This is a genomic window from Halomonas sp. DN3 (genome assembly GCF_024137905.1).
Lineage (GTDB): Bacteria > Pseudomonadota > Gammaproteobacteria > Pseudomonadales > Halomonadaceae > Halomonas > Halomonas litopenaei.
This window is the reverse complement of record NZ_CP099965.1, coordinates 309,165-327,554: the sequence shown is the minus strand read 5'-3', so window position 1 is coordinate 327,554 and position 18,390 is coordinate 309,165. Positions and strand designations below refer to the sequence as shown.

Here is an 18,390-nt window from a genome sequence, read left to right as displayed (position 1 = left end):
CCCTGTCTGATTATTCGCTATTGCAGCCGTTCAGATACTAAAACGCCACTCCGAAGAGTGGCGTTTGGCGCTAGGGGTTAGCCCCTGACGTCGATCTGGACGATGCCGCCGCCCCCGCCATAGCCGCTGACGGTAACGTCATAGACACCTGGCTCCAGACGGGTTTCGATCAGCGAGCCGAGTTGGGTACTGCCACCGTCGTCGTCCTGGAAGAAGACGCCCTCACCCTCGAGCTCCAACAGCGTATCCACGGCGTCAGACTGAGTCTCGATGCTGATGACGCCAGCCTCTTCAACCACCAGCTGGTAGTTGAGCCTGCCGCTGGCATCGAGCTGACCGTAGAGGGTCTCGCCGGTGTGAATTTCACCCTCGGAGCGCAGTTCGCCGCTGAAGGGCGTCTGCGACAGGCTCAGCGAGTAGGTGCCGGAGCCACTGAAGCTTCGCGCATCGACACTGTAGGTACCAGCCTCGAGGATCGCGCTGATACGCGAATTGGTACCCGAGCCACCATCGTCATCGCTGGTGTCGATTCCTTCGCCGCGCAGGCCAAGCATGGCGTCGAAGGCGCTGGAGTTCATCTCCAGGGTCACCTCTGCGGCGTCTTCCAGGGTGAAACTGTATTGATTGACACCGCTGGCCCCCACCATGCCGCGCACCGTCTCTCCCTGCTGCAGCTCACCGCTGTTGCGCATTTCGCCATCGAAGGCAGTGACGTCGGTCTCCAGCCGGAACATGCCGGAAGCGACCCCCGAGTAGCTTGCCACCTCGATGCGATAGCTGCCGGGCTCGAGCACCTCGCTCAGCCGCGAATTGGTACCACCGCCGCCGTCATCGTCGCTGAGCGACACACCGTTGCCCTCGAGATAGAGCTGGGTGTCGAAGGCAGAGGACGACAGTGCAATCGTCACCTCGGAAGGCTGCTCGATGTCCAGGGTGTAGGCATTGGGTTGAAACCCGCCGGCCATGCCCTGCACAGACTCACCTGGCTCGATGGCCCCTTCGTTCTTCAATTCGCCGTCGAAGGGCGAGGTCGAAAGCTCCAGCGAATAGCCGCCGGACTCGCCCCCGTAGCCGCTGACCACCACCCGGTAGTCGCCCGGCATCAGTACGCTGTCGAGATGAGAGTCGGTACCGCTGCCCGAATCATCGACCTCGATATTGGTCTGGCCGCCGCGTACCCGCAGCACGGTGTCGAAATCGCTGGAGGCGAGCGCCAGATTGACGCTGGTGGGCTCGTCGATCTTGAGGCTGTAGGTGTTGCTGGAGGAGGCGTCGGCCAGGGTACCGGTGATGCTGTCACCGGCGCGCAGCGGTCCGGCATTACGCTCGCCGCTGGAAAGATCGGCTTGCTGCATCGACAGACGATAGCCGTCACCGACGCTGACGAAGTCATCCTGGCATTCCACGTCCACGCGTTCCTTGACCGGCTGACCAGGCGTCACACGCACCTCATAGTCACCAGGATCGAGGAACGCCTTCAGGGTCTGCTGGTCATCACCGCAGCGCGCGGCCTTATGCTCGACACCATTGCCACTGAGCACCAGCGATGCGTCAGACGCCCCGGCAAGCACCAGAGAGACCTGGCGAGCCTGCTCCAGCGAGAAGCTGTAGCTCGCCGCCTCGCCTCCCAGCGCCCCGACGACGTCCTGATCGTCGCCCAGCGTCTCGGACGCCTGGGCCTCAGTCGGCTTCAGCGAGTAGGGGCCAAAGCCTGCCATGTCGTCGCTGCTGACGACCACCAGCGAGCACCCCTCGGCGGAAGACAGCAACAGCGATGCCGGCGCCTCCTGGATGCTGCTCGCACCTCCCTGCCACTTGCCGTCTTCGGAATACACCGAGAGGCTGGCGGCAAAGGGTGAATCGAGCCGGTACAGCACACCAGATTCGGCCTCGCCGCAGACCCAGCGACGGTCGTGGCGCGAGCCATCCTTGAGGTTGATCCCGCTTTGCGAGGTCAGTTCGCCCTCAATCGCTTCGCCCAGCGCAACATCCGGCGCCTCGACAAACCGCCCGCCCTGGCTACCGCCGTCGTCCTGGCATCCGCTCAGCAAGACCGCCATGGACACCCCGCTGATCACCAGCAAAGGGGAAATGGCCTTGCAAAGTGGGCGTTTCGACCCCGGACACTGCTGCTTGGACATGCCTGCCTCCATCAGTTGAATTTCGCTTCCTGCGCCGACAACAGAACATCGTCGGGAACGCACACTATAGCCAACTTGCATGACGCGCGTCAGGACGCAAACCACTCCGATGTCGCAGGTGTCGCACGCGAGCACGGTGAATCAGGCGTCGCGCAGGATGACCACCAGTTCTCTTGGACCGTGTACGCCGTAAGCCAGCGTCTGCTCGATATCCGAGGTCTTGCTCGGCCCCGAGATCAGCAGCGCATTGGTCGGCATGGCGCTCGCCCAGCCTTGCCCGGTGACGACATCGAAGAAGGTGTCTTCGACGCTGTCGGCATCGAGCACGGCGATATGCAAAGGCGGCACCAGGCTCAGCAGACGCGGTTCATCCGGGGTCGGCCACAGCCACAGACTGCCGGTCTCGGCGATGGCGCCACGGGTGGACGTAAGGCCAGCCTCGACGCCGTCGAACAGCTCACGCTTCCAGCCCTCGATGTCACGGTCGGCGTCGACCAGCTCGACCTCATGATCCGCCAGGGCCTCACGGGCCTGCTGCGCTACCGGATGCTCCCGGCCCAGCGCCAGGCGCTTGACGCCTTTGTCCGCCAGCACCCTGGCGAGGGTCTCGGTCCAGCCGGCAGAGTCACAGTGAATCACCTCGCCATGCACCGAGGAGATCCAGTGCTCGAAGCGCTCGAGTCGTTCGTGGCGCGACCACTGGCGCCCGGTGACCACGCCGAAGTCGCTGTCGGGGGCCGACAGCGGTCCGCCCTGGCGATCGCGCAGGCGACCCAGAATGTTGTCTCTGGCACTCATTCGCCCTTCTCCTTGCGATGACGCTTGATCAGCGTGTGAAGTGACGTCTTGGCCGGCTTCGGGGCGCTGCGGTACTGCGTCCAGGGCCCCAGGTGGGACGGCGCCAGCGCACGGAAGCTGCCGGCGACCAGGGTAGCGCCTCGCCAGGCTCCGGGATGGGTAGCCAGCCACTGCCAGCTCTTCCATGCGGCGACCTCCTTGCGCGAGCGCTTGACCCCGGCACCGGGCACATTGCCGACGCCGTCGCCCACGGCCTCACGCCGCAGACGCACCAGCAGGTCCGGAATCGGGATCTTGACCGGGCACACCTCACCGCAGGCGCCGCACAGGCTCGACGCCGACGGTAGATCCTTGGTCGCTTCAAGCCCCATCAGGTGCGGCATCAGGATGGCGCCGATCGGCCCCGGGTAGGTGGTGCCGTAGGTGTGACCGCCGACCCGGGTGTACACCGGGCAGTGGTTCATGCAAGCGCCGCAACGGATGCAGCGCAGGGTGTCGAGCAGTTCATCGTCCTGGTAGACCCGCGAGCGACCGCTGTCGACCAGCACCAGATGCACCTCTTCGGGACCGTCGTGTTCGTCGGCCTTGCGTGGCGAGCTGATCATGTTGAAGTAGGTGGTCACGTGCTGGCCGGTGGCAGAGCGCGTCAGCAGGGCGTAGAGCGGCGGCACGTCGGCCAGGTGCTCGACCACCTTCTCGATGCCGGTCACGGCGATGTGCACCGGCGGCGCGGTGGTGGTCAGGCGCCCGTTGCCCTCGTTCTCCACCAGGCACAGAGTACCGGTCTCGGCCACCGCGAAATTGACCCCGGACACCCCGACATCCGCCGTCATGAAACGCTCGCGCAGCTGGGCCCTGGCCGCTGCGGTCATCGCGTCCACGTCGGTGGTGCGCTCGGTCCCGGTGCGCTCGTGCATGATGTCGGAGATTTCGCCAGTATTGAGGTGAATCGCCGGCATGATGATATGAGACGGCGTCTGCTCGTTGAGCTGCACCAGGTACTCGCCCAGATCCGACTCCAGGGCATCGATGCCAGCCTTCTCCAGGTGGGCGTTCAGGTGCATTTCCTCGGACACCATGGACTTGCCCTTGATCACCGAGGACGCACCATGACGCTGACAGATCTCGGTGATCAGCTCGCAGGCCTGCTCGCCGTTCTCCGCCCAGTGAACGCGGATGCCATTGGCCTCGCAGTTGGCCTCGAGCTGCTCCAGCAGGTCGGGCAGCTTCGACAGTGCACGTAGCCGGATATTGGCCCCCAGCTCACGCAGGGTCTCCAGGTCCCAGTCGTCGAAGGCCTTGCGACGCTTGCCCATCAGGCCGTCCATCGCCTTGCGGAAGTTGGCACGGATCTGCGGATTCTCCAGCGCCTCGTGGGCCTGGCGATGGAACGCCTCGGGAGTAAAGGTCTGAACAGGCTGGCTCATGAGGTCCTCCGCCACAGATAGGAAGCGATGTGCTCGCCTTCGAGCGTGCTGTCGCGGTGGGCCAGACGCCCGGCGATGTTCATCAGACAGCCACAGTCGGAGGTCACGAAACGCTCGGCGCCGGCGGCTTCGATGGCACGACTCTTGTCTTCGACCATGGCACCGGACACCTCCGGATGGCGCACCGCAAAGGTCCCGCCGAATCCACAGCATTCGCTGGCCCGCTCCTGCTCCACCAGCTCGACCTGGCCGAGCTTGGCCAGCAGCGCGGGGCCTGTCTCGGCGAGGCCCATTTCGCGACGGGCGCTGCACGAGGTATGCATGGCAACCTTCTCCGGCGCGCCTCGATCCTCAAGCGTCAGGTGGCAGACGTGCACCAGGAATTCGGTCAGTTCGAACACCCGATCGGCGACTTCCCTGGCCCTTGCCTCCTCGGGGGTGCCGGCAAACAGCGAGGGATAGTGGGTACGCATCATGCCGCCACAGGAGCCGGACGGCACGATGATCGGCCAGGGCTCGGGGAACAGATCGAGCTGGGCCCTGGCCACCGCCCTGGCCTCGGTGTGATAGCCCGAGGTGTAGGCAGGCTGGCCGCAGCAGGTCTGGTCGTCGGGGAAGATCACCTCGATACCTTCCCGCTCGAGCAGCCGAACGGCATCGAGGCCAGCCTCGGGATAGAGCATGTCGATCAGACAGGTTCCGAACAGGTAGACCTTGTCGGGGCGAGGGGGATAAAGCTTGACGGCGGTCATCGCGGGGTCCTCAGGGTCAGGCACGGCAGGACGTTGTCGTTATTCCCGGTATCAATAGCGGCACAACAGAGGCGAGCAGGCTACCGCTGCACGCCTCGTCTGCACCGCCGGAACCGATGCCCCCGGAGCATCATCGGTCTTGCCAACGACCGCCAGGGATAGAGTTGGAGTAAATTGGTAAAACCAATTGACAACGCCGAACCTAGGCACAGTAGGTTCGCTCTTCCAGAGTGTCAAACCAGACGCCGATTTTTGCTCGGACTTTGCGCTATACTTTGGTCTATGTCTCGACGACCGTGAACGTAACAGGTTGATAATCTGGGAAGAACGAGGATCAGGACAGGCAACAGGACAACCCCGTTTATTGGTAATACCAATTAGTTGTCGTTACACTGGCGGCCTCGTTCCCACGTCGATGATAAACCGCCATGGCCTACCAGCCCGTGCGCCAGCCTCGCCTGGCCGATGTGATCACCGAGCGCCTCGAGGCGCTGATTCTGGAAGGCAGCCTGACCCCCGGCCAGCGCCTGCCCCCCGAACGCGAACTGGCCGAGCGCTTCGGTGTCTCGCGCCCGTCGTTGCGCGAAGCGATCCAGAAACTGGCCGCCCGCGGCCTGCTGGTCAGCCGCCAGGGCGGTGGCACCTATATCACCGAGGCCCTCAACAGCGGCTACAGCGACCCGCTGCTGGAGATGCTGTCTCGCCACGGCGAGTTCCACCTGGACCTGCTCGAATTCCGTGACGCCATGGAAGGCCTGTCAGCCTACTATGCGGCGCTGCGCTCGACACCCACCGACAGGGCGCTGTTGATTCAGCGCTTCGAAGAGCTCGAGACGTCCTTTCTCGGCGAGGACCCCCAGGGTGAGGCCAAGGCCGACGCCGCCTTCCACCTGGCGATCGCCGAGTCCGCCCACAACGTCCTTCTGCTGCACACCATTCGCGGCATCTTCCACCTGCTGGAACGCAGCATCGTCGACAATCTCGCCCATCTGTTCGAGAAGCCGGAGGCACGCCCCCGCCTGATGCAGCAGCACCGGGCACTGCTCGACGCCATCCTCGAGGGGCGCGCCGAAGACGCCCAGGCGCTGGCCCACGAACACCTGGTCTACGTCGAAGAGGGTCTGCTCGAGATGGAGCGCGCCGAGACCCGCTCGCAGCGAGCGCTGCGGCGTGCCCAGGTCATGCCGCCGCGTCGGTCGCGCTAGTCGATGCGACGCTGGTCACGCTGGCTGAATCGCCGCACCCTGGCGCTGGCGCTGGCGCTGGGGCTCGCCCTGGTGCTGTGGCAGAGCGCCACCCTGGCCCGTGAGCAGGCGCTGGCCTCGCTCAAGCGTGATGCCGATACCGAACTCAGGCTTTCCGCCACTGGCCTGACCGGTTACCTGTCACGCCACGAATACCTGCCGGAACTGCTTGCCACCCGGGAAACCGTCAAGCGATACCTGAGCGCCCCGGACGGCCAGGACGTGATGCCGCTCAACCGACTGCTCAACCGTTTCCGGAGTACCACCGGCGTCTCCGACATCTACCTGCTCGACGCCGAGGGCACCACCCTGGCGGCCAGCAACTGGCACCGCCCCGACAACTTCATCGGCCAGAACTATCGTTTTCGCCCCTACTACCAGGACGCCATCGCCGGGCACTACGGCCGCTTCCACGGCCTCGGCGTGGTATCGATGGATCGCGGCTACTACTTCTCGGCACCGGTCTGGCTCGACGAGGTCAATCCCGACGCCACCCCGGCCGGGGTGATGGTGGTCAAGGTCCGCGTCGATACGCTGGAGGCGAGCTGGCAGAGTCCGGGGACCAGCCTGCTGGTGGTGGATCAGAACGGTATCGTGTTCATGGCCAGCCAACCCGAGCTGCGCCTGACCTCTCTCACCCCGCTGGCGCCACCGCGCCTGGCCGAGCTGCGCGACTCGCGGCGTTACGCCGATGAAGCGCTGAAACCGAGCGGCCTCGAGGTCCTCGATCACCTCGCCAACGACGCCAGACTGGTGGGCTTCGACAGCGGCCCGTTGGCGTCCGGGCACTACCTTGGCGTCACTCGGGACTTTCCCACCCTGGGCTGGCAGATGCATATCCTCAAGCCCATGGCCCCGGTGATCGAGGCCCAGTGGCAGGCGATGCTGATGGGGGGTGGTCTATACAGCCTGCTGGCACTGGCCGGCGGCATCGGCTGGCAGCGCCACCGACTGCGCCGGGAGCGCGAAGCCTTCGCCGAGCGTGAGCGCACCACCCTGGCGCAAGCCCGCGACGAACTCGAGCGCAACGTGGCCAGCCGGACCCGCGACCTGCTCGCCACCAATCGCCGGCTATCCGACGAAATCGAGGAGCGCCGGCGCACCGAGGCGACTCTGCGCCAGACCCGTGACGAGCTGACCCAGGCCGCCAAGCTGGCGGTGCTCGGCCAGCTCGCCGCCGGCATCAACCACGAGCTCAATCAGCCACTGGCGGCCATCCGCGCCTACGCCGAGAACGCCCGGGGCTTTCTCGCCCGACAGCGCCACGACACCGTCGACGCCAACCTCGGCGAGATCATCGAACTCACCGGCCGCATGGCCGAGATCAGCGCCCAGCTACGCCAGTTCTCGCGCAAGAGCGGTGAGCCGCCAAGCCCGGTGTCGACCCGCGCCTGCCTCGACTACGCCCTGCGCCTGTTCAAGGCACGCCTCGGCGAGCAACAGGTCGAGGTGGTGTTCGACACCCCGGAGGAAGCGCCCTGGGTACTGGCCGACCTGGTCAGACTCGAGCAGGTGCTGGTCAACCTGATCGGCAATGCGCTCCAGGCCATGGCACAGACGCCGTCGCCACGCCTGATACTGGGCGTGGCCGCCGCCGATGGCCGCGTCAGGCTGTGGGTCGACGACAACGGCCCCGGCGTCCCCGAGGACCAGCGCCGCCAGGTGTTCGAGCCCTTCTACACCACCAAGGCCCCCGGCGCCGGACTGGGGCTCGGGCTGTCCATCTCCGCACGGATCATCGATGATCTCGGCGGCCGCCTGCAGGCCGGTGTCTCGCCTCTGGGCGGAGCACGCTTTACCATCGAGCTGCCCCAGGCCGAGCACGTCCTCCCGCCCCACGATGAGAGCCACGCCACATGACCGACGAAGCCCCCGTGATGATCATCGACGACGAAGAGCACCTGAGGGTCACCCTGGGCCAGACGCTGGAACTGGCAGGCTATCGACCGCTGCCCTTTCCCAGCGCCGAACAGGCCTTGGCCACCCTGGACCGGGACTTCAGCGGGGTGGTGATCAGCGATATCCGCATGCCCGGCATGGACGGCATGAGCCTGCTCAGAGAGATTCGTCAGCGCGACCCGGACCTGCCGGTGGTACTGATTACCGGTCATGGCGATGTATCCACAGCGGTGGAGGCCATGCGGGAAGGCGCCTGGGACTTTCTCGAGAAGCCGTTTCCCGGTGAACGCCTGGGCGAGGTCGTGCGGCGAGGCGTGGAGAAGCGTCGACTGAGCCTGGAAAACCGCTTCCTCAAGGCCGAGCTCGAGGCCCAGCAGACCGCGCCAGGCCCACGTCTGGTAGGGCGCACCCCGGCGATCAAGCGGCTGTCGTCGATGGTCCAGCGCATCAGCCAGGTCGAGGCCGACGTGCTGCTGTTCGGCGAGACCGGCGCCGGCAAGGACCTGGTGGCCCGCGCGATCCACGAGCGCAGCGCCCGCGGCGGCAAGCCCTTCGTCGCCATCAACTGCGGCGCGGTGCCCGAGAGCACCATCGAATCCGAGCTGTTCGGCCACGAGAAAGGCGCCTTTACCGGCGCGGTGGAGCGGCGCATCGGCAAGTTCGAGCATGCCGCCGGCGGCACCGTCTTCCTCGACGAGATCGAATCCATGCCGCTGGCGCTGCAGGTCAAGCTGCTGCGGGTACTGCAGGAGCGCCAGGTCGAGCGCCTGGGCAGCAATACCCCGGTGACACTCGACATTCGGGTGATCGCCGCCACCAAGATCGACCTCAAAGCGGCCGCCGAGGCCGGCGAGTTCCGCGAGGACCTGTACTACCGCCTCAACGTGGTGACCCTGATGATTCCGCCGCTGCGCGAGCGCCGCGAGGACATCCCGCTGCTGTTTCACCACTTCGCCGCGGTGGCCGCCAGCCGCAGCGGCATGGAAGCGCCGCCGCTGGACGCGGCCGGCGTCACCGCGCTGCTGGCCCACGACTGGCCCGGCAACGCCCGTGAACTACGCAACCTGGCAGAGCGCTACGTGCTGCTCGGCAGCACCTGCGACTACCGCCTCGACGCCTTGATGGAAGGCGTCGGCAGCGACGGTGGCGAGCTGCCGCTGCCCCAGCAGGTGGAGCTGTTCGAGAAACAGCTGGTCAGCCAGTCGCTGGCCCGCCACCACGGCCGTATCAACGAGGTCTGCGAGCACCTGGGACTCCCGCGCAAGACCCTCTACGACAAGCTCAAGAAGCACGCCCTCAAGCCCGACGACTATCGCCAGCGCCCCGACACCAGCGCCACGCCCTGATCGACCAGCCCCTGCAGCGCGTCCCAGGACGGTAGCCAGGGCGCCAGACTCAGGGTCACGCACAGCATCGCCAGAGAGTTGCCGGGATCGCCCCAGTCAAACGGTTTGAAGGCGGTACCGAAAGAACGTTTCAGTCGCGCCCCGTTCAGATCCACGCTGTAGAGCTCATCGAGCAACAGATGGATGGCGAAGCCAAAGGTCAGGGCGCCGCCGTGGGCCCAGGCCATGGCGTCCGGTGGTGCGAACAGATGGTGGCTGAGCGCCGCGGTCGCCAGGCCGCACATGGCCGCGGCCAGAAGCGAGTGCCAAAGCCCCCGGTGGACGGTGAAGCGGGCAAAGATCGCGCCGGCCACATAGCGCACCGCCAGATAGATGGCGCCGCACACCAACAGCAAGGTGCCGTCGGAGAACCGCTCCTGCAGCATCACCGCGCCAGCCACCACCGCCGGCACCGCCATCAGATTGAAGATCAGCCGGATCGCCTTGGAGCTGTCGGAGTCGATATCGGGGAGGATGCCGCCCAGGGTCGTCAGCGCCAGCATCGGCAGGCTGTCGAGCGCCGACCACAGCCCCGCCTGCCAGCCGCCATGGGCCAGCACCGCGCCGCCGGCGGCGGCCACGCTGAGGTGGGTGCGGAAGTTGGCCATGCCGGGCGGACTCCTCGAAAAGGCATATACTGGATAAATGACCAGATTATCGCCCGGCAGTTCAATAGAAACAATTGGTTGGAAACATACTGGATAAAAAAACACGGACCTGCGCGGGCAGATCCGTGTTCTTCACCACTGCGGCTCTGTCGTCAGCCCTGGGCCGAGACCAGGTACTGATCCTTGAGCTTGACGTAGTTGCCTGCGGTGTAGGGGAAGAAGGCGCGCTCAGAATCCTTCAGCGGGCGCAGCGCCTTGGCCGGGTTGCCGGCGTAGACGTGGCCGCTTTCCAGGCGCTTGCCGGGGGGCACCACCGCACCGGCGGCGATGATCACCTCGTCCTCGACCACCGCCCCGTCCATGACGATGGCGCCCATGCCGACCAGGATCCGGTTGCCCAGGGTGCAGCCATGCAGCACCGCCTTGTGGCCGATGGTGACTTCATCGCCGATGGTCAGCGGCCAGCCGCCTTGATTGAAGTCGCTGGCGTGGGTGATGTGCAGCACGCTGCCGTCCTGCACGCTGGTGCGCGAGCCGATGCGAATCCGGTGCATGTCTCCGCGAATCACCGCCATCGGCCACACCGAACAGTCGTCGCCCAGCTCCACGTCACCCAATACCATGCACTGGGGGTCGATATAGACCCGCGCGCCCAGCCTGGGGCTTACACCCTGCCAGGAACGGATCACCGGATACCCCGGCGCACCATCGTGCGCTTCCGTTGCCACCCTGTCTGCCATCGCTGTCTCTCCTGAAGGTTGTGCGCCGGTCGGTCGCGGCACTACAGCAGACCGCTGAACAGCACCACCAGTACCAGCGGAATCGACACCCAGCGTACCACGGCGCGCCACACGCGAAAGCCATTGGGCCCCGCATCCAGCGCCCGCAGCGCTTCCTGCTCAGGCATCACCCAGGCGGCAAAGATGGCGATCAACAGACCGCCCAGCGGCAGGAAGATCTCCGGCGGAATGGTGCTGACCACGCCGAAGAAGTTCATCTCCCCGATCAGGTGGACGTCGCTCAGACTCGAGAACGACAGCACGCACAACAGCCCCACCAGCCATACGCACAGGCCCACCGCCAGGGCGGCCATGCGCCGCGACAGCCCCCAGCCCACCAGGGTCGAGACCATCGGTTCGGCCAGGTTGATCGATGAAGTCCAAGTCGCCAGCAGCAGCAGCAGGAAGAAAAGTCCCAGCCAGAAGGGACCACCGGGCAGCTCGGCGAAGGCCACCGGCAGGGTCACGAATACCAGTCCTGGACCCTCCCCCGGATCCATGCCCTGGGTGAACACCACCGAGAAGATCGCAATACCGGCCAGCAGCGCCACCAGCACATCAAGCACCGCCACCGCGCCGGCGGCGCCAGGCAGGCTCTGGTGGTCGGGCATATAGGCGCCGTAGGCCATCAGCGCGCAGGCCCCCACCGCCAGGGTGAAGAAGGCATGTCCCATGGCGTGCACCAGCACCATCGGCGTCAGCGCCGAGAAATCCGGGGTGAACAGCCAGGCCATGGCCGGACCGAAGCCGTCCATGGTCACGGCGTGGCCGGCCAGCACGATCAGCAGCAGGTAGAGCGCCGGCATCAGCAGGTTATTGAGGCGCTCCAAGCCCTTGGCCACGCCGGCGGCGACCACCACCATGGTCATCACCAGAAACAGCGTATGGTTGAGCGTCATCCGCAGCGGGTCAGCCAGGAAGGCGTCGAAGCCTGCGCCGATCTGCGGCGCGCTCTGGCCAGCGAAGCCTCCGCTGAAGGCCTTGACCATAAAGTCGATGGACCAGCCGGACACCACCGAGTAAAACGACAGGATACAGAACACCGTAAAGGCGCCGAACAGCCCCAGCCACTTCCAGTGGCTCGAGGTGCCGCGCTGACGCGCAAGCTCAGCGAGCGACTGCATCGGGCTGCGCCGACCGGCCCGGCCGATCATGATCTCTGCCATCATCACCGGCAGGCCCAGCACCACCACGAAGCCTACATAGAGCAGCAGGAAGGCGGCGCCCCCGTTCTCCCCGGTGATGTAGGGGAAGCGCCAGATATTGCCAAGACCGACGGCGGCCCCGGTCACGGCCAGGATAAAGGCGCGGCGCGAACTCCAGCGTTCCAGCGTTTGGTTCATGGTCTTTCGGTGTCCAGATCGAGAAAAACGAAGGCCGCAAGACTAGCACATTGAAACCGCCGGCAGTCGCCCGCATTTACTGAACCATTGTCGAATTCCCGAGAGGTGCCCATGTCCCGCAATCCGCTGCTAGAACGCCACACCCTGCCGCCCTTCGGCGAAATTCGCTCGGAGCACGTCGCCCCTGCGGTGGAAGCACTGCTCGAGGAGCTGCGCGAAGGCGTCGAGAAGCTGGTGGCCGAAGCCGAGCGCGACACCCCCAGCTGGGACAGCCTGGCGGCGCCGCTGGAAGAGATGAGCGATCGCCTGGCCCAGGCCTGGTCGCCGGTATCGCACCTCAACTCGACCATGAGCACACCGGAGCTGCGCGAGGCCCACGACGGCTGCCTCGAGAAGCTCTCCGCCTACAGCACCTGGATCGGCCAGCACGAAGGCCTGTTCCGCGCCTGGCAGGCGCTCAAGGACAGCCCGGCCTTCGCCGAGCTCGACGAGGCTCGCCAGCGCTCGGTGGACAACGCCCTGCGCGACTTCCGCCTGGCCGGCGTCGACCTGCCGGCAGACAAGAAACAGCGCTCGGCGGAAATCCGCACGCGCCTGTCGAGTCTGTCGAGCACCTTCTCCAACCAGCTGCTTGACGCGACCCAGGCCTGGGCGCTGGAACTCGACGATGACAGCCGTCTGGCCGGCCTGCCCCAGAGCGCCCTGGACACCCTGGCGGCCAACGCCGAGGCCAAGGGCAACAAGGGCTATCGCATCACCCTGGACTTCCCCAGCTTCTTCCCGGTGCTGAGCTACGCCGAAGACCGCGAACTGCGCCGTGAGGTCTACACCGCCTTCGTCACCCGGGCCTCCGAGAAGGGCCCCAACGCAGGCGAGTACGACAACGCCCCGATCATGGAAGAGACCCTGGCGCTGCGCCGCGAGATGGCCGAGCTGCTGGGCTTCTCCAGCTACGCCGACTACTCGCTGGCGACCAAGATGGCCGACAGCCCCAGCGAGGTCATCGGCTTCCTCGACGACCTGGCCAGACGGGCCCTGCCCCAGGGCCAACAGGAATTCAGCGAGCTCGAGGCCTTTGCCCGTGACGAGCTGGGGCTCGAGGAACTCGCCCCCTGGGATGTGGGCTACGCCAGCGAGAAACTGCGCGAGGCCCGCTACGCCATCTCCCAGGAGCAGCTGCGCCCCTACTTCCCTGCGCCCAAGGCGGTCGCCGGGCTGTTCAGCGTGGTCGAGCGCCTCTACGGCGTGCAGGTCGAGCAGGACCCCGATGCCCCCAGCTACCACGAGGATGTCAGCTTCTACCGGGTGCTCGAGAACGGCCAGCCCATCGCTGGCTTCTATCTCGATCTCTACGCCCGTGAAGGCAAGCGCGGCGGCGCCTGGATGGACGAGTGCCGGGTGCGTCGCCGCCACGGCGTCGAGCTGCAGCTGCCGGTGGCCTACCTGACCTGCAACTTCACCCGCCCGGTGGGCGACAAGCCGGCGCTGTTGACCCACGACGAGGTCACCACCCTGTTCCACGAGTTCGGCCACGGCCTGCACCATATGCTCACCCGCCAGGAGGTGGCCGACGTGTCGGGCATCAACGGGGTGGCCTGGGACGCGGTGGAGCTGCCGAGCCAGTTCATGGAGAACTTCTGCTGGGAGCGTGAAGGGCTGGACCTGATCTCCGGCCACGTCGACACCGGCGAGCCGCTGCCCGACGAGCTGTTCGACAAGCTCACCGCGGCCAAGAACTTCCAGTCCGCCATGGGCATGCTGCGCCAGGTCGAGCTGTCGCTGTTCGACTTCCGCCTGCACCTGGAGCCGGCCGCGCCGTCTGCCGCCGACATCCAGTCGCTGCTGGACGATGTCCGCGCCAAGGTCTCGGTGGTACCGCGAGTCGAATTCAACCGCTTCCAGAACAGCTTCGGCCACATCTTCGCCGGCGGCTATGCGGCGGGCTACTACAGCTACAAGTGGGCCGAGGTGCTGTCCGCCGACGCCTGGAGTGCCTTCGAGGAGGCCGGCACCTTCGACGCCGAGACCGGCACTCGCTTCCGCCGCGAGATCCTCGAGCAAGGAGGTGCCAGGGATGCCGCCGAACTGTTCAAGGCCTTCCGCGGCCGCGAGCCGAGCATCGAACCGCTGCTGCGCCACAGCGGCATCCGCGCCGCCTGACCATCCGTCTCGTCGACGCCCCCGCCGCCAGCGGGGGCGTTGCCATTTGTGGAGACCGACATGACCGTCAAGAAACGCTTTATCGCCGGCGTCGTCTGCCCCCGCTGCGCCGCCATGGACCGTATCCGCGCCTGGGAGCAGAACGGCGTGCGCTACCGTGAGTGCGTCAGCTGCGACTTCTTCGAACAGCTACCGATCGAGGACGACGTGGTCGAAGAGCTCGCCACCCGGGTCAACCAGGACTCCGAAGCCCCCGCCACTGAAGAGATCCAGCCGGTTCGCATTCTCGACCCCGGCAAACGCCACTGATCCAGCGCGCGACGCTTTTACGCCCAAGGGTGTGCGGATATCCGCACACTCTAATTCGGCAAACGTGCGAAACTTCGGACAAAGGCCTTGTCGACATTTTCGACCAATGTCTAAAGCGACTTTTATAACCAACTGATTTACAGATAAATCCTTGGGTCGGGCACACCCCTTGCGATACCTCTTGCGTTGACCGACGTCCGGTCAGGCTCGGTCTTGGCGTCTAGGCTTGAGACCGCAGCACGATAACCACAACGTCCATCGCATTGGGAGACATTGCATGAGCACCTCTACCCGGCTCCTCACCGGCGTCCTCGCCACCACCTTCGCCGGCACCCTGCTGGTGTCCGCTGCCGCCCAGGCAGACCGTGAAGACTGGCCCGAAAGCTTCACCGTGGGCACCGCGAGCCAGGGCGGCACCTACTTCGTCTACGGCTCCGGCTGGGCCAACCTGGTCGCCGACCAGCTCGGTCTATCCGGCGGCGGCGAAGTCACCGGTGGCCCGACCCAGAACCTGGCGCTGGTGCACGGCGGCGACGTGGCCTTCGGCCTGACCACCATGGGTCCCGCCTCCGACGCGGTGAACGGCAAGAGCCCGCTGGCCCCCGGCGTGAAGATGGACAACGTCTGCGCCATGTTCCCGATGTACGAGACCCCGTTCTCCATCACCGCCCTGTCCGACAGCGGCATCACCTCGATCTCCGAGATTCCCGACGGCGCTCGTATCGGCTTCGGCCCGGCAGCCTCCACCTCCGACACCTACTTCCCGGCCATCCTCGAAGAGCTGGGCGTCAACTTCGATCGCCGCAACGGCGGCTGGTCTGACCTGGGCGGGCAGCTGCAGGACGGCCTGCTCGACGTGATCGCCTTCGCCGCCGGCATTCCGATCCCCGCGGTCAGCCAGCTCGAGGTGCAGACCGACGTCAACATCGTCGAATTCACCGAGGAAGAGCAGCAGCAGGTCCTCGACAAGTTCCCGGTCTCGGCCTTCCAGATCCCGGCCAGCACCTACACCACCCTCGAGGAAGACGCCCGTGCGGTGTCCATGTGGAACTTCGCCATCGCCGGCTGCGATCTGCCCGAGGACTTCGTCTACGAGGTCACCAAGCTGACCATGGAAAACAACGACAAGATGCTCGACGTGCACCGCAGTGCCGCGACCACCATTCCCGAGAACATTCAGTACAACACCGTGCTGCCGTTCCACCCCGGCGCCGCGCGCTGGTACGAGGAAAACGGCTACGAGATCGATCCGTCCATGATCAAGCAGTAATCAGGATCACCCGCCCGCGGCCAGTCCGCGGGCGGGCACCCGGCCGGTCGTCCGTTTCTCAAGGTATCGCTCCATGACCCACACCCCAGATTCTCCCCGCGACGAGGATGCGACCGACGCTTCGGTCGAACCCATCGTCGCCTCGGGCGTCGACGACGAAGCCGTCGAACCCAATCGCCGTGTCTTCCAGGGCGGCAAGTGGTGGCTGTTCGGCGTACTCGCCGTGGCCTACACCGTCTTTCACCTGGTCTCGCTCAATATCTACCCCATCGAGACCTGGTCGTTCCGCATCATCCATATCGCCGGCGCGCTGATCCTCGGCTTCGGCCTCTACACCGGCTCGCGCTTCGTCGAGGACGGCCAGGACGGTGCGCCGCGCTGGGCCAGCGTGATCGCCCTGGCGTTGCTGCTGCCCGCAGGCTACGCCCTGATCCAGGTGGTGCTGATGCAGCAGACCATGGCCGGCGGCGCCATGCGCATCGAGCCGGCCATCGAAAACTGGCACTACGGCGCGCCGCTGATCCTGGCCACCGTCGGTGCCATTGCGCTTTCCTGGTTTCCCCGTCAGGCCCGCCACCAGTTGCTGTTGGCCGACGTCGTGTTGATGGTCTGCGCCGCCGCCGTGGCCGGCTACCTGCTGGTGGTCTTCAACAGTCCGCTGCGCGCCTCCACCGGCACCTCCTTCGCGCCCATGGGCATCAGCTGGGCCGCCATCTCCGGCTCGCTGCTGATCCTCGAGTTGACCCGCCGCGTCGCCGGTCTGGCGCTGGTGGTGATCTCCGCCATCTTCCTGGCCTACGTCTTCATGGGCCCCTGGCTGCCAGGCTTCCTCGGCTACCCGGGACTGTCGCTGGGGCGCTTCTTCAGCCAGGTCTACACCGACGCCGGCATCCTCGGCCCGACCACGGCGGTGTCCTCCACCTATATCATCCTGTTCATCATCTTCGCGGCCTTCCTGCAGGCCTCCAAGGTCGGTGACTACTTCGTCAACTTCGCCTTCGCCGGCGCCGGTCGCGCCCGTGGCGGCCCCGCCAAGGTCTCGATCTTCGCCTCCGGCCTTATGGGCATGATCAACGGCACCAGCGCAGGTAACGTAGTGTCCACCGGCTCGCTCACCATCCCGCTGATGAAGAAGGTCGGCTATCCGGCCAGAAGCGCAGGCGCCATCGAGGCGGCCGCCTCCACCGGTGGCCAGATCATGCCGCCGATCATGGGTGCCGGCGCCTTCATCATGGCCGAGATCACCGGTATTCCTTATACCGAGATCGCGGTGGCCGCGCTGATCCCGGCGATCCTGTACTTCGCCTCTGTCTACTTCATGGTCGACTTCGAGGCGGCCCGCAAGGGCATGCGCGGCATGCGCAAGGAAGAGATTCCGCAGTTCTCCAAGCTGATCAAACAGGTCTACCTGTTCGCCCCGATCATCATCCTGATCACAGCACTGTTCATGGGCTACTCGGTGATTCGCGCCGGCACGCTGGCGACCGCCTCCGCCGCTGTGGTGAGCTGGCTGTCACCCCACAAGATGGGCATTCGCTCCATCCTGCGGGCCCTCAGCCTGGCTGGCACCATGTCGATCCAGATCATCGCGGTATGTGCCTGTGCCGGCCTGATCGTCGGCGTCATCGCCCTGACCGGCGTCGGCGCGCGCTTCTCGTCGCTGCTGCTGGGCCTGGCCGGTGTCAGCCAGCTGCTGGCGCTGTTCTTCGCCATGTGCATCTCGATCCTCTTGGGCATGGGCATGCCCACCACCGCCGCCTACGCGGTAGCCGCCTCGGTGGTCGCCCCAGGCCTGATCGACATCGGCATCCAGCCGCTGGTGGCGCACTTCTTCGTGTTCTACTTCGCGGTGGTCTCGGCGATCACCCCGCCGGTGGCGCTGGCCTCCTACGCGGCGGCGGGTATCTCCGGCGACAACGCCATGGGCACCTCGGTGGCCTCGTTCAAGATCGGCCTGGCAGCCTTCATCGTGCCGTTCATGTTCTTCTACAGCCCGGCCATGCTGATGGAAGGCGACTGGCCCCAGATCCTGCGGGTCGGCACCACCGCCACCATCGGCATCGTGCTGCTGGCGGCCACCGTCCAGGCCTGGTTCTTCGGACCGGTGAAGGCCTGGCAGCGGCTGGTGATGCTGATCGGCGCCCTGTGCCTGATCTACGGCGGCATCGTCACCGACCTGGCGGGGCTGGCCATCGCCATCGGCCTGTTCGTGATGCAGCGCGCCAGCGGCGGCGGCACCCGCAGCGCCACCGCAGGCTGAACCCTGCCCCCCTTT

Annotated in this window: 14 protein-coding genes; 7 read left to right on the top strand and 7 right to left on the bottom strand. The window is 65.9% G+C overall.

The window, feature by feature from the left end:
- Window positions 1-77: 77 nt before the first annotated feature.
- The 4 genes from NKF27_RS01460 to NKF27_RS01445 all read right to left on the bottom strand — a co-directional run bounded on the left by NKF27_RS01460 (window position 78) and on the right by NKF27_RS01445 (window position 5,118).
- Window positions 78-2,141: a hypothetical protein gene (locus NKF27_RS01460; RefSeq protein WP_253555054.1), complete on the bottom strand. Its 2,064-nt coding sequence runs from the start codon at window positions 2,139-2,141 to the stop codon at window positions 78-80.
- A 141-nt stretch (window positions 2,142-2,282) separates the two neighbouring features.
- The gene (locus tag NKF27_RS01455) at window positions 2,283-2,939 is read right to left on the bottom strand and encodes a lactate utilization protein C (RefSeq protein WP_108449986.1); all 657 of its coding nucleotides are present in this window, start codon (window positions 2,937-2,939) and stop codon (window positions 2,283-2,285) included.
- Entirely contained in the window at window positions 2,936-4,366 is a 1,431-nt protein-coding gene (locus NKF27_RS01450; protein ID WP_253555052.1) for a LutB/LldF family L-lactate oxidation iron-sulfur protein, read from the bottom strand. Before NKF27_RS01450 ends, NKF27_RS01455 begins: the two co-directional genes overlap by 4 nt.
- Window positions 4,363-5,118 carry a (Fe-S)-binding protein gene (locus NKF27_RS01445; RefSeq protein ID WP_045992224.1) on the bottom strand — a complete coding sequence of 252 codons (756 nt, stop codon included), beginning with the start codon at window positions 5,116-5,118 and terminating at the stop codon, window positions 4,363-4,365. Before NKF27_RS01445 ends, NKF27_RS01450 begins: the two co-directional genes overlap by 4 nt.
- Window positions 5,119-5,546: 428 nt before the next feature.
- On the opposite strand from NKF27_RS01445, the gene NKF27_RS01440 reads away from it, so the two are divergent.
- Genes NKF27_RS01440 through NKF27_RS01430 form a run of 3 tightly spaced genes read left to right on the top strand, consistent with a single transcriptional unit; the run spans window position 5,547 to window position 9,607 of the window.
- Window positions 5,547-6,323: a GntR family transcriptional regulator gene (locus tag NKF27_RS01440; protein ID WP_045992225.1), complete on the top strand. Its 777-nt coding sequence runs from the start codon at window positions 5,547-5,549 to the stop codon at window positions 6,321-6,323.
- Between the two features lie 3 nt (window positions 6,324-6,326).
- The gene (locus tag NKF27_RS01435; RefSeq protein ID WP_213227303.1) at window positions 6,327-8,222 is read left to right on the top strand and encodes an ATP-binding protein; all 1,896 of its coding nucleotides are present in this window, start codon (window positions 6,327-6,329) and stop codon (window positions 8,220-8,222) included.
- Window positions 8,219-9,607, top strand: coding sequence for a sigma-54 dependent transcriptional regulator (locus NKF27_RS01430; protein WP_213227304.1), 1,389 nt, complete (start codon window positions 8,219-8,221; stop codon window positions 9,605-9,607). The genes NKF27_RS01435 and NKF27_RS01430 overlap by 4 nt, the downstream gene beginning before the upstream one ends.
- On the opposite strand, the gene NKF27_RS01425 is transcribed toward NKF27_RS01430, so the two are convergent.
- The 3 genes from NKF27_RS01425 to NKF27_RS01415 all read right to left on the bottom strand — a co-directional run bounded on the left by NKF27_RS01425 (window position 9,571) and on the right by NKF27_RS01415 (window position 12,376).
- The gene (locus NKF27_RS01425) at window positions 9,571-10,254 is read right to left on the bottom strand and encodes a metal-dependent hydrolase (protein ID WP_045992228.1); all 684 of its coding nucleotides are present in this window, start codon (window positions 10,252-10,254) and stop codon (window positions 9,571-9,573) included. The genes NKF27_RS01430 and NKF27_RS01425 overlap by 37 nt on opposite strands.
- Before the next feature lie 152 nt (window positions 10,255-10,406).
- Window positions 10,407-10,994, bottom strand: a complete 588-nt coding sequence (locus NKF27_RS01420; RefSeq protein ID WP_253555051.1) for a gamma carbonic anhydrase family protein — start codon at window positions 10,992-10,994, stop codon at window positions 10,407-10,409.
- 41 nt (window positions 10,995-11,035) lie between these two features.
- Window positions 11,036-12,376, bottom strand: a complete 1,341-nt coding sequence (locus tag NKF27_RS01415; protein ID WP_045992230.1) for a sodium-dependent transporter — start codon at window positions 12,374-12,376, stop codon at window positions 11,036-11,038.
- 111 nt (window positions 12,377-12,487) lie between these two features.
- On the opposite strand from NKF27_RS01415, the gene prlC reads away from it, so the two are divergent.
- The 4 genes from prlC to NKF27_RS01395 all read left to right on the top strand — a co-directional run bounded on the left by prlC (window position 12,488) and on the right by NKF27_RS01395 (window position 18,375).
- Complete coding sequence (gene prlC, locus NKF27_RS01410) at window positions 12,488-14,536, top strand: oligopeptidase A (protein ID WP_253555048.1); 2,049 nt, start codon at window positions 12,488-12,490, stop codon at window positions 14,534-14,536.
- 60 nt (window positions 14,537-14,596) lie between these two features.
- The gene (locus tag NKF27_RS01405) at window positions 14,597-14,845 is read left to right on the top strand and encodes a YheV family putative zinc ribbon protein (protein ID WP_045992232.1); all 249 of its coding nucleotides are present in this window, start codon (window positions 14,597-14,599) and stop codon (window positions 14,843-14,845) included.
- A 277-nt stretch (window positions 14,846-15,122) separates the two neighbouring features.
- Window positions 15,123-16,115: a TAXI family TRAP transporter solute-binding subunit gene (locus NKF27_RS01400; RefSeq protein ID WP_045992233.1), complete on the top strand. Its 993-nt coding sequence runs from the start codon at window positions 15,123-15,125 to the stop codon at window positions 16,113-16,115.
- A 73-nt stretch (window positions 16,116-16,188) separates the two neighbouring features.
- Complete coding sequence (locus NKF27_RS01395) at window positions 16,189-18,375, top strand: TRAP transporter permease (protein WP_124805095.1); 2,187 nt, start codon at window positions 16,189-16,191, stop codon at window positions 18,373-18,375.
- The last annotated feature ends 15 nt before the right edge of the window (window positions 18,376-18,390 follow it).